The organism is Desertimonas flava (genome assembly GCF_003426815.1).
GTDB lineage: Bacteria > Actinomycetota > Acidimicrobiia > Acidimicrobiales > Ilumatobacteraceae > Desertimonas > Desertimonas flava.
This window is the reverse complement of sequence record NZ_QKYK01000026.1, coordinates 75,916-87,079: the sequence shown is the minus strand read 5'-3', so window position 1 is coordinate 87,079 and position 11,164 is coordinate 75,916. Positions and strand designations below refer to the sequence as shown.

The following is an 11,164-nucleotide window of genomic DNA, read 5'->3' as shown; positions in this document are numbered from 1 at the left end:
TCACAAACGCCGCCTCGCCGACCGCATCATCCGACGCATGTGGAACGACACCCGCCAACAAGCCCAACCCATCGCCGCATGACCACCCTCCTTGACAAAGGAGCAACTCCGCCGCCGCTCTTTCAACTCTTCGTGCGAGCGAAGCGAGCTCGAATCCAACTCGCCGCAACGGAGCGAGCGAGCGCAGCGAGCGATGCGGAGTGAGGACGAAACCCATCAGTAGCTCCATGGCCAGGTCTGCCAGAAGGACTTGAAGCGGGTCCAGAGGCCGTGGAGGCCCTTGGGTTCGAACACGAGGACGGCCACGATCGCCGCCCCGTAGAGGAACTGCGACACCAGCTCGACCGAGAAGCCGCCGCTCGGCGACGACTCCTTCTCGATGAACGGCACGACGCCGGCGATCGACCGGACGATCTCGGGCAGGGCCTTCACGAACGCCGCGCCGACGACGGCGCCGAACACCGTCCCGAGCCCGCCGATCACGATCATCGCGATGTACTCGATCGACAGCGACAACCCCCACTGGTTGGGCAGGACGTACGACTGGTAGGCGCCGAGGAGCGCCCCGGCGATCCCGGCGTAGAAGGCCGAGACGGCGAAGGCGAGCGTCTTGGTGGACGTCACGGGGATGCCGGCGACGGCCGCCGTGAGGTCGCGATGCTGGATCGACAAGAACGCCCGTCCCATCCGCGACCGCTGGATGTTGCGGGCGGCGTACCCGAGCGCGGTCAGCACGGCGAGGACGAAGTACCAGTACGCCTGGTTGCCGTTGAGGTGGAGCCCGATGAGCGGCACGGTCACGCCGTCGAGCAGATCGGTGCCGTTGATGGTGAGGGGCGTGGTCGACCGCCCCGAGCTGCCGCCGGTGAGGTCCTTCCACTGCTCGAACACGTAGGTGGCGATGAACGACACGGCGAGGGTGACGACGGCGAGGTAGAGGCCGCGCAGCCGGGTGGCGATCGGCCCGACCATGCCACCGAGCAGCGCGGCGACGAGGCCGGCGGCCGGCAGCCAGACGAACACGGGCAGGCCGCGGTCGCCGCCCAGCCAGCTCGCCGTGTAGGCACCGACACCGAGGAAGGCGGCGTGACCGAGCGACACCTGACCGGCGACGCCGGTGAGCAGCTGGAGTCCGACGGCGGCGATGCCGGCAATCAGCGCGAAGACGGCGATCGGCTCCCAGTTGCGCCCCATCACCAGGGGGGCGACGAGCAGCAGGACGGCGACCGCGGCGCTGCCCAGGTGGGCCGGGGCGCCGCGCCGCAGGGCGACCTCGTGGCGGTAGGACGTCGAGTAGACGCCGGACCGGAGTGTGCTGGCCATGGCGCTAGACGCGTTCGATCTCTCTCGTGCCGAACAGGCCGTACGGTCTGACCAGCAGGACGAGCAGCATCACGACGTACGGGGCGACGTCCTGCAGGCGCCCACCGCCGTAGTCCGCCAGGTACCCCGACGCCAGCACCTGGAGCATCCCCACCGTCACCCCGCCGATCACCGCGCCCTGCAACGAGTCGAAGCCACCGATGATGATGGCGGGCAGGGCATTGAGTGCGATGAACCCCATCTGCAGACCGACCTGACGGGGGAACGCCCCGAGGAAGATGCCGCCGGCCGTGGCCAGCACGCCGGCGATCGCCCATGACAGGGCGAACATGCGCCGCACGTCGATGCCCTGCGCCATCGCCGCCTCCTGGTGGGCCGCCGTGGCCCGCAGCGCCAGTCCGGCCGGCGTCCGCTGGTAGAAGAACCACAGCGCAGTGAGCAACACGACCGACACGCCGATCGTCCAGAGCCCCGTGTGCGGGAGGACGAGGTTGTTCACCGGCTCCCACACGCCGGGCCCGATCGGGTCGGCGAACCCCTTGTCGTTGTAGCCCCAGATCATCGTCACGACGGCTCTGACCATGATCGCCAAGCCGAGCGTGACCATGACGACGGCGAAGAGCGGCTCGCCGACCATCTTGCGTAGGACCAATCGCTCGACGACGAGGGCGAGGGCGACGAGCACGGCGAGGGCGACCAGCACGGCCACACCCCACGGCTGGCTCGTCGAGACGGCGACCACGATATAGGCGGCGCCCATCACGAAGTCGCCGTGGGCGAAGTTGAAGACGCCGGTGCCCTTGAAGACGAGCACGAACCCGAGGGCGATCAGCGAGTACACCATCCCGAGGCTGAGCCCCTGGAACATCAGCTGGAGCAGTTTGATCACCGGTACATCTCCTCGATCAGGTCTGTGAACTTGGCGGCGATCGTGCTGCGGCGCACCTTCTGCGTCGCCGTCAGCTCGGCGTCCTCGTGGTCGAGCTCCTTGGTGAGCAGGCGGAACTTCTTGATCTGCTCGACCTGCGAGAGCTTGTCGTTGACCTCCCGCACCCAACCCTCGATCAGCTCGCGGACCTGAGGCTGCTCGCTCAGGTCGCGATAGGTCGTGTACGCCACGCCGTTGCGCTCGGCCCAGTGGCCGACGGTGTCGTACTCGATGCCGATCAGGGCGCTGAGGAACTTGCGGCCGTCGCCGATGACGATCGCCTCGCGGACATAGGGCGAGAACTTGAGCTCGTTCTCGATGTAGTCGGGCGAGATGTTCTTGCCGCCCGACGTGATGATGATGTCCTTGATGCGGCCGACGATCTTGAGGTGGCCACGGTCGGTGATGACGCCCTGGTCGCCCGTGTGCAGCCAGCCGTCGCGGACCGTCGCCGCGGTCGCGTCGGGCCGGTTCCAGTAGCCGGCGAACACCCCGACCCCACCGAGGAGCACCTCGCTCGTCTCCGGGTCGACCATGCAGCGGTAGCCCGGCAGTGGCGTCCCGACCGTGTCGTAGGCGATGTCCCAATCCTGGTGCAGGTGCGACGATCCACCGCACTCGGTCTGACCGTAGGTCTGCACGACGGGCACGCCGATGGCGTGGAAGTACTCGAGCAGTTCGGGCGCCGGCGGCGCTGCGCCGAACAGGGCGTTCTCCACGTTGCGCAGGCCGAGCCGCTCCCGCATCGAGCGGTACAGCATGACGTTGCCGACGGCGTAGACGAGGCGCGACCGCAGGGATCGCTTGCCGCGCCGCTCGATGCGCTCGCGGGCGAGCCGGCGGCCGACCCGCATCCAGACGTCGTAGTTGACGCGCTTGATCCACGCCGCGTCGCGGATGCGGATCTCGACCGACGCCTGCATCTTCTCGGCGATGCGCGGCACGGCACCGAAGAACGTCGGAGCGATCTCGTGGAGGTCGTGCTGCACCGTGTCGACCGATTCGGCGAAGCTGATGGTGACGCCGGCCAGCAGTGAGATGAAGATCGTCCAGATGCGCTCGGCGACGTGGCAGAGCGGGAGGTACGACAGTGCGGTCGCCGTCGAGTCGAGATGCATCCCCTCGACGAGGGCGGCCGCGCCGGCGAGGCAGTTGCGGTGCGTGAGCATCGCGCCCTTCGGTGGGCCCGTGGTGCCCGACGTGTAGACGATGCACGCCAGGTCGTCGGGCCCGACCTCGGCGAAGCGGGCGTCGAGCGCCCGCCTGGCCTCGGAGCCGGGGGCGCGGAGCACGGCGCGGCCGGCGGCCACCATGTCGTCCCAGTGGATCAGGGCGGGATGGTCGTAGTCGCGCAGCCCCTTGGGATCGATGACCACGATGCGGACGAGGTCGGGACACTCGTCGAACACGGCGAGCGCCTTGTCGACCTGTTCCTGGTCCTCGGCGACGAGGACTTTGGCCCCCGAGTCCTGGAGGAGGTAGCGCACCTCGGCCGCGGGATTGGTGGGGTAGACACCGACGACCACGCCTCCCAGCCCTTCCGCGGCGAGGTCGGCGTAGACCCATTCCGGGCGGTTCTCGGAGTGCACGGCGAGCCGGTCGCCGCGCTCCAGCCCGAGCTGTTCGAGCCCGATGGCGACGGCGCGGACCTCGTCGAGGTAGGCGGCCCATGTGATCGGGTGCCAGATGCCGAGGTCCTTGTGCTGGAAGGCCACCCGGTCCGGATGCGCCGCGGCGCGGGCCAGCAGGAGTGCCGGCAACGTCGGCGCCGGTTGGTCGGACGCCACCGGCGCGTCGACCGCCGGCGCGGCGCTCTCGATGCTCGACGATGTCGCCAGCGCCGGGAGGGGCCGTCTGGTGAGCGTGATCACGTTGCCTCTTTCGGTGACTCTCGCCGTGGTGACTGCTCGGTCCAGTACACGGCGTGCGACCACAGCTGCCAGAGCGTGTCGATGGCGTGCTCGTCGAACCCCGGAGCCGTCGGCTCGACGCCGGTCGCGTCGCCCTCGCCGGCCATCCACACCCAGCAGAAGTGCTCGATCATCGACGACAGGGCCGACGCCGCGAGCAGCGGATCGAGGCCCGGAGCGAAGCCGGCGGCCTGGGCGCGCCGGATGCCGAGGGCGATCGTCCGCACCCCGTTGGTGCGGATCTCCCGCCACTGTGCGGCGAAGTCGGGGTTCACCATCGACGCCTGGAAGATGCCGATCGCCTCGGGCAGCCGGGTCTGGTAATGGCGGTAGAACGCGGCGATCGCCCCGTGCAGCGCCGCCTCGGGTGACCGCTCGCGGCGGAACGGCTCGGCGACCCGGCGCTGCAGCTCGGCGTCGAAGTCGGCGGCGAGCTCGGCGAGGAGCGCCTCTTTGCTCTCGAAGTAGTTGTAGAACGACGCCATCGACTTGCCCGCCTCGTCGGCGATGTCGGAGAGGCGGGAGTTGAGGTACCCGTCGCGTGCGAACACGCGACGGGCGGCCTCCTGGAACGACAGCCGGGTGGCCCGGCCCTTGCGCGTCGTCATACGGCGGTGGTCAGCCCTCCGGCAACGTCCACGTGAGGGCGGCGTCGCTCGTGAAGATCTCGCTGATCGCGCTGGGCAGGGTGGTCTCGAGGTTGATCTCGGCGATCTGGTTGGCCCGCGACGGGATGCGCTCCTCGGGCGTCTCGCCGAACGAGATGTCCGGCGTGATCCCGTTGTGGTCGACCTCGAGGCCGACCATCGCCGCGGCGATGCCCTCGCGACTGAGGTCGCCCATCTCGCACGCCCGCTGGAGGGCCTGCACGGTGACCATGCCGGAGATCCAGCCGACGACCAGCGAGTTGTCCGCCGGCTGGTCGGGTGCGTACTCCTCGACGGCGGCGACGAGCGTCTCCATCTCCTCGCCCTCGTCGCCGTACGACTGGTTCGAGTTGACGATCAGCAGGCTGTTGAGCAGCTCACCGAGCGGCTCGACGAGGGCGCTGGCGAAGCCCGAGTAGGTGCTCATGAACTGCGGTGCGTAGCCCTGCTGGGCGGAGACACCGAGCACCGCCGCCGTCTGGCGCGGCGTGTCGTGGAGCCAGACGACCTCGGCGCCGGCCTCCTTCATCTTCTGCACGTGCGAGGTGAAGTCCTCGTCGGTCGGCGAGTACGAGGCCGTGGCGACGATCTGGACGGCATCCTCACCGAGCTCGGAGGCGGCATGCTCGACGGCGGCGAGGCCCGCCTCGCCGTAGGCGTCGCCCTGGTAGATGACGCCGACCTGCAGCGGCCCGTCGCCGGCCAGGTTCTCGGCCGCCCAGGAGATGCCGTTGACCGCTTCGAGTTCGAACGGCGTCTGGTACACGAAGATGTGGTCGAGCGGGATCACGTCGGCCGCCAAGGTGCCGGCGAGCGTGGTGATGCCGTCGCGAGCGATGTCGTTGGCCAGGGCGAGCACGGCGCCCGTGCCGAGCAGCTGCGTGATCATGGCGATGTCGTCCTTGACCGCTCGGTACTCCTGGACGGCGATCTGGGTGTCGTACTTGGTGTCGGCCCGCACGCTCACGATCTGTCGGCCGCACACCCCACCGAACTCGGCGTTGTAGTAGTCGAAGTAGACCTCGGCGCCGATCGCCGACGGGGTGCCGATCGAAGCGATCGGTCCGGAGAAGTCGTTGAGCAGCCCGACGCGGATCTCCCCGTCGTCGACGCCCGGCCCCGTGGCGACGTCGGCCGGTTCGGCGGGCGCGTCGGTGCCGGCGCTGGCGACACCGGTGGCTGTGGCCGCGACGACGCTGGTCGCGGCGAGCAGGCAAAGAATTGAACGTGACCGCACGGTGTCCCCCTAGTGCTGATGTCAGTGCTGTTGTCGCAGTGCTGTGGGTGGCGGTTGCGTGGCCCCTCGGCCGGCCCCCACTCACCGACACAAGTGACCGGCGAATTCCGCCGACCTGATACTAACACCAGTATCAGGTTTGGGCCAAGGACGGCCGCCGCTCCACGGTCACGGCGAAGCCGGAGAACTCCGGCATGGCGCTCAACGGGTCGACGCGTCGACCGCTCGTGAGGCGATTGACGTCGGCGTCGGGCCAGGCGTGCGGCAATGACACGACACCGCGGCGGATCGCGTCGGTCACCTCGACCTCGACGACACAGCTACCCGACGCCGTCGACACGGTCGCCGCCTCCCCCGTGGTGAGCCGACGGTCCGTGGCGTCGTCGGGGTGCATCAGCAGCGTCGGCCGCGCCGGGCGCACCCGCCGCCCGGCGACGGCGTCGAGCGAGTTGTACCGGCTCGCCGTCCTTCGGTTGACGAGCACCAGCGCCGGCGGTTCGTCGCCGGTGGAGCCGCCCGGCGCCCCCGGCCTCCGACCGAACGGCACCATCGAGCCCGTCAGCTCGACGGGCGCCAGATCGAGCGGCCTTCCCAGCCGCCCGGGGAGCAGCCAGCCGGGTGCCAGCGACTCGTCGACGATGCCGTACGGCGCGGCGAGGATCTCCTCCCAGCCGTGACGCGCACCGTGGGTGATCGTCTCGGCGATCAGCGCGTCGTCGAGGGTCGCACCGGCGAGGACGCGATCGCGGCGTTCGTTGCCGAACAGCGGAAAGCCGCATCGGCGGGTGAGTTCGGCAAACATCCACCATTGGCTCCGCCGCTCCCCGACCGGATCGACGACGGCCGGCGCCCATCGCATGAACGGTTTCGCCTGGAGGTAGCCGGTCAAGAGGTCCGAGCGTTCGAAGTGATCGGCCATCGGCAGGACGTGCGTGGCGAGCTCGGTGGTCTCGGTGGGGCGGGCGTCGATGACGACGAGCAGGTCGAGAAGCTCGAGCGCGGCGCGGACGCGACGGTTGTCGGGGAACGTCGACGCCGGATTGCCGACCCGCACGAAGAGGGCCCGCACCTCCCCCGCCTCGATCTCGTCGGCGAGCGCAGCACACGGCATCTCACCGTTCACGACGCGCGGCAGGTCGGGCCGGCTCGCCGGGCGTGGCCCGAGATCGCCCCGTCCACCGGGCAGGGCATCCTCCAGCGGACGGAGGAACCCCGGGTTGAACGTGCATCCGCCGGCACGATCGAGACTGCCGGTGACGGCGGCGAGCGCCCACGCCATCCACTCGGTCAGATTCGCCGACGCACTCATCGACACACCGGTGCCGGTCTCGATGCCGAGCCGGCCCCTCGTCGTCAGCTCGACGAAACGCCGGACCTCGGTGGCGTCGAGACCGGCGACCGCCGCGGCATGCTCGGCGTCGAACGGCTCGACGAACGCCCGCAACCGCTCGACGGACGACGGGTCGGCACAGTCCTCGAGGAACTGGGTGTCCACTCCGCCCCGGAGCGCCTCGCGGACCGCCGCCGCGAGCACCACGTGGTCGGTTCCCGGACGCAGCTGCAGATGTAGGTCGGCGTGGGCCGCCGTCTCGGTGCGACGCGGATCGAGCACGATCAGCCGACCGCCGCGGGCCCGCAGCTGCCGCAGCCGCACGAGGGGATTCGGGGTCATCAGCCCGTGGCCGTGCGAGACGACGGTGTTGACCCCGACGGCGAGCAGCACGTCGGTGTGGTCGATGTCGGGCTGGAATGCCAGCTGCACCCCGCTCACCAGCTGCGGGATCAGGAACTTGCTCGGGCAATCGATGCTCAGCGCGCTGTACTTCTGATCGGTGCCGATCGAGCGGAAGAATCCCTCGGCCATGGCGAACCCGCTGGGGTCGAGCGGGCCGCCCGTCCCGAGGTAGCTCGCCACCGCACGCCCGCCGTGGCCGGCGAGGATCGCCCGGACGCGGGCGGCGATGTCGTCGAGGGCGGCGTCCCACGTCGCCGCGACCAGGCCCCCGCCGGTCCGGACGAGCGGCCGATCGAGCCGGTCGGCGTGATGATGGAACTCCGGACCGGCGCGCCCCTTCGAGCACGTGTAGCCCTGCGACACAGGGTCGTCGGGGTCGCCCGCGACACGGATCACCCGGTCGCCGGTCGCTCCGGACATGACGTCGACGATCGTTCCGCAGCCGACGGCGCAGATGCGGCACGCCGTGCGTCGCCGCGCCGTCGATGTCCCCTCATCGGTCCCCACGTTTCCGATCCTAAGTTCAGATTCAGGTCGGCGGCGACACGGCCGCCGGGTCGTCAGCCGCCGCGACCGAAGAACCGGCGCCAACCGCGGCGACGGGCGCGGGCCTGTTCGGCCTCGACGTCGGCGCGCACCTGGGGGCCGATCGAGTTCAAGATGTCCTCGGCGGCGTCGAGCACCGCCGCGGCCGACCCGTCGGCCACGGAGGCCGGCTCGGCCGGCGTCGGCGGGGTGACGAGCGTCCCGTGCGTCCAGGATCGGTCGGCGAGCCGGCGTTCGAAGCGCGGGCAGTCGTCAGGGCACCGCCACGGCGCATCGGGAGCGAGGTCGAGGTGGCACTTGCGGACGGTCTCGCCGTTGCGATACGTCCGGCTCTCGAAGTACTTGCACTCCTGGCGCATCGGCACGAGGCCCAGCGTAAAGGCACAGATCGCCCTTTTGTCAGCGCGTCACGGCGCGTCGGGCCCGTGGCGTCCGTCATGCGTCAGTCGCCGGCGACGGCCACCGGTTCCTCGTCGAACTGGCCGGCGCCAGGACCGCCCTCGCCGGTGACCTCGGACGCGTTGCGATCCGACGGCAGCAGCTTGAACACCGTGACGGCGGCGATCACGACCACCGAGGCGGCGACGACCATGGCCAGCGAGAACCCGTCGACGAACGCCCGGCGGGCGGCATCGAGCACCTCCCGGGGCAGCAGCCCTTCGTCGAACATCGACCGAGCCCCGCCCAAGCCGGCCGACGCCGCGCCGCGCACGTCGGCGTTGTCGATCGACCGCACGGCGGAGGCGATGCCCTCGCTGTAGCGGCCGGCGACGAGCGAGCCGAGCACCGCCACGCCGAGGGCTCCGCCGAGCTCGCGGGTGGTGTCGTTGGTTGCCGACCCCATCCCGGCCCGGTCCCGCGGCACCGACGCCATCAGCTGCGTCGTCATCGGAGTCATCGTGAGGGCCATACCGGCGGCCAGGAAGATGATCGTGACCAGCACCTGGGCGTAGGAGGTGTCGACGTCGAACAGCGCCGACCCGCCGAGACCGACCGCCACGCTGAGCATGCCGACCGCACCGACCACGTTGGCACCGAGGCGGGCGACGAGCTTGGGCGTCATCGGGGCCACGGTCATCATCACGAACGACATGGGCAAGAGCCGCACCGCCGCCCCGAGTGGCGAGTAGCCGAGCACGCCCTGGAAGTACTGGGTGACCACGAAGAACGAGCCGAACATGGCGAAGAACGTCAGCGTGATGCCACCCGACGCCACGGAGAACCGCGAGCTGCGGAACAGTTGCAGGTCGAGCATCGGGTGGGGGTTGCGCACCTCCCACCAGCAGAAGGCCACGAGCAGGACGGCCGCACCGCCGAACCACAGCAACGACTCGATGCTCACCCAGCCGTGGTGCGGCCCCTCGATGATCGCGTAGACCAGCGCACCGAGCCCGAGGATCGACAGGAGGGCGCCGATCGGGTCGAGCGGCGACTCGGTGGCGTCCTTCGAGCGGGGCACGAGGAACCACCCGGCGATGAGTGCTCCGACGATGATCGGCAGGTTGATCAGGAAGACCGACCCCCACCAGAAGTGCTCGAGCAGCAGTCCCGAGGTGATCGGGCCGATCGCCGCGCCACCGCCGGAGATCCCGGCCCAGATGGCGATCGCCTTGGCTCGCTCCCTGGCGGGGAAGACATTGGTGAGGATCGACAGCGTCGACGGCATGACGAAGGCCGCCCCGACGCCCATGATCGCGCGGGCGGCGATCAGCGTGGCCGACGAGTCGCCAATGGCGCCGAGCAGCGAGCCGAGCCCGAAGATGACGAGCCCCGCCTGCAGCGCTCCCTTGCGACCGAATCGGTCACCGAGGGCGGCCGCGGTGAACAGCAGGCCGGCGAAGACGAGCCCGTAGGCGTCGACGATCCACTGGATCTCCGAGTTGGAGGCGCCGATGCCGCCGCGCTCGGTGGCCTGCTGCAGACGGGGCAGGGCCACGTTGAGCACCGTGTTGCCGACGATGACGATCATCAGCGACGAACACAGGACGGCGAGGGTCTTCCATCGCCGGTCGTAGACGTGCGGGTCGATGCCGTCGTAATCGACGGCGGTGACGGATGAATGCATGCGACCTCCCGAGGCGGCGTCGATTGGGGGACCTCGTTTCGCTACGCTACCGTAGCGATCGGATCATCGATCCGACGTCCGAGTTTCCCGAGAGGAATCCGTGCCTCGACCTCGCAGCGACATCGCCCGGCGCAAGGTGATCGCCGCCGTCACCGACATCATGGTGGAGCGCGGCGCCGGCGGCGTCACGATCGACGCCGTCGCCGCTCGCTCCGGCGTGGCCAAGACGACGATCTACCGCCACTGGCCCGATCGCGCCGCCCTCGTCCTCGACACCGCCCGCTCGCACTTCGCCGACTTCGACTCGCCCGACACCGGCTCCCTGCGCGGCGACCTGCGCACCTACTTCGGCCTCGTCGACGACCACACGCTCTCGGGCGAAGCGGGCAACGTGATGCCGATGGTGCTCGAGGCGTCGAACCGCGACCCCGAGATGGCCGGCATCCTCGATGCCATCTCGACGGAACGAGCGCGCGACCTCGAGGCGATCCTCGACCGGGCCCGGGAGCGCGGCGAGTTCGCCAGCGAGCTCGACAGCGACCAGTTGCTCGGCGTCATCGTCGGGCCGGTGGTGTTCCACAAGCTGGTGCGGCGCCGGCCGCTGTCGCCTTCCTACGTGGAGGCCTGCATCGAGGTCGCCCTGGCCGGGATCGCGGCGCTGGCGCCCGACTCCCCGGCCTGACACGCTCACGGACGCGACACAGGGACCGTCCGAAGACAGTCCCTGTGGAACGCCTCGGCGTTGACATCGCAAGCCGAGATTGACTGATGGA

9 protein-coding genes are annotated in these 11,164 nt (G+C 69.9%); 1 reads left to right on the top strand and 8 read right to left on the bottom strand.

Translation table 11 applies throughout. The annotated features are described in order from the left end of the window. Positions 1-216: 216 nt before the first annotated feature. From DN771_RS22565 to DN771_RS22530, 8 genes are all read right to left on the bottom strand, one after another. The gene (locus DN771_RS22565) at positions 217-1,323 is read right to left on the bottom strand and encodes a branched-chain amino acid ABC transporter permease (protein WP_116999826.1); all 1,107 of its coding nucleotides are present in this window, start codon (positions 1,321-1,323) and stop codon (positions 217-219) included. A 4-nt stretch (positions 1,324-1,327) separates the two neighbouring features. Next, entirely contained in the window at positions 1,328-2,212 is an 885-nt protein-coding gene (locus DN771_RS22560; RefSeq protein WP_116999825.1) for a branched-chain amino acid ABC transporter permease, read from the bottom strand. Then, positions 2,209-4,122, bottom strand: a complete 1,914-nt coding sequence (locus tag DN771_RS22555; RefSeq protein WP_205528728.1) for an AMP-dependent synthetase/ligase — start codon at positions 4,120-4,122, stop codon at positions 2,209-2,211. Before DN771_RS22555 ends, DN771_RS22560 begins: the two co-directional genes overlap by 4 nt. Beyond that, entirely contained in the window at positions 4,119-4,769 is a 651-nt protein-coding gene (locus DN771_RS22550) for a TetR/AcrR family transcriptional regulator (protein ID WP_116999824.1), read from the bottom strand. Before DN771_RS22550 ends, DN771_RS22555 begins: the two co-directional genes overlap by 4 nt. 10 nt (positions 4,770-4,779) lie before the next feature. After that, positions 4,780-6,045 carry an ABC transporter substrate-binding protein gene (locus DN771_RS22545; protein ID WP_116999823.1) on the bottom strand — a complete coding sequence of 422 codons (1,266 nt, stop codon included), beginning with the start codon at positions 6,043-6,045 and terminating at the stop codon, positions 4,780-4,782. Between the two features lie 133 nt (positions 6,046-6,178). Further along, a complete protein-coding gene (locus DN771_RS22540) occupies positions 6,179-8,287 on the bottom strand; it encodes a molybdopterin-containing oxidoreductase family protein (RefSeq protein WP_162942285.1) in 2,109 nt (702 codons plus the stop codon). Positions 8,288-8,340: 53 nt separating this feature from the next. Further along, complete coding sequence (locus tag DN771_RS22535; RefSeq protein ID WP_162942284.1) at positions 8,341-8,691, bottom strand: hypothetical protein; 351 nt, start codon at positions 8,689-8,691, stop codon at positions 8,341-8,343. Between the two features lie 77 nt (positions 8,692-8,768). Further along, a complete protein-coding gene (locus DN771_RS22530) occupies positions 8,769-10,391 on the bottom strand; it encodes an MFS transporter (protein WP_116999820.1) in 1,623 nt (540 codons plus the stop codon). A 100-nt stretch (positions 10,392-10,491) separates the two neighbouring features. On the opposite strand from DN771_RS22530, the gene DN771_RS22525 reads away from it, so the two are divergent. After that, the gene (locus DN771_RS22525; RefSeq protein WP_116999819.1) at positions 10,492-11,073 is read left to right on the top strand and encodes a TetR/AcrR family transcriptional regulator; all 582 of its coding nucleotides are present in this window, start codon (positions 10,492-10,494) and stop codon (positions 11,071-11,073) included. Positions 11,074-11,164 lie beyond the last annotated feature (91 nt).

What these genes read in the sequence shown, in the direction of transcription:
- DN771_RS22565 (WP_116999826.1), bottom strand. Translation starts at nt 1,323, where the DNA reads ATGGCCAGCACACTCCGGTCCGGCGTCTACTCGACGTCCTACCGCCAC.
- DN771_RS22550 (WP_116999824.1), bottom strand. Translation starts at nt 4,769, where the DNA reads ATGACGACGCGCAAGGGCCGGGCCACCCGGCTGTCGTTCCAGGAGGCC.
- DN771_RS22530 (WP_116999820.1), bottom strand. Translation starts at nt 10,391, where the DNA reads ATGCATTCATCCGTCACCGCCGTCGATTACGACGGCATCGACCCGCAC.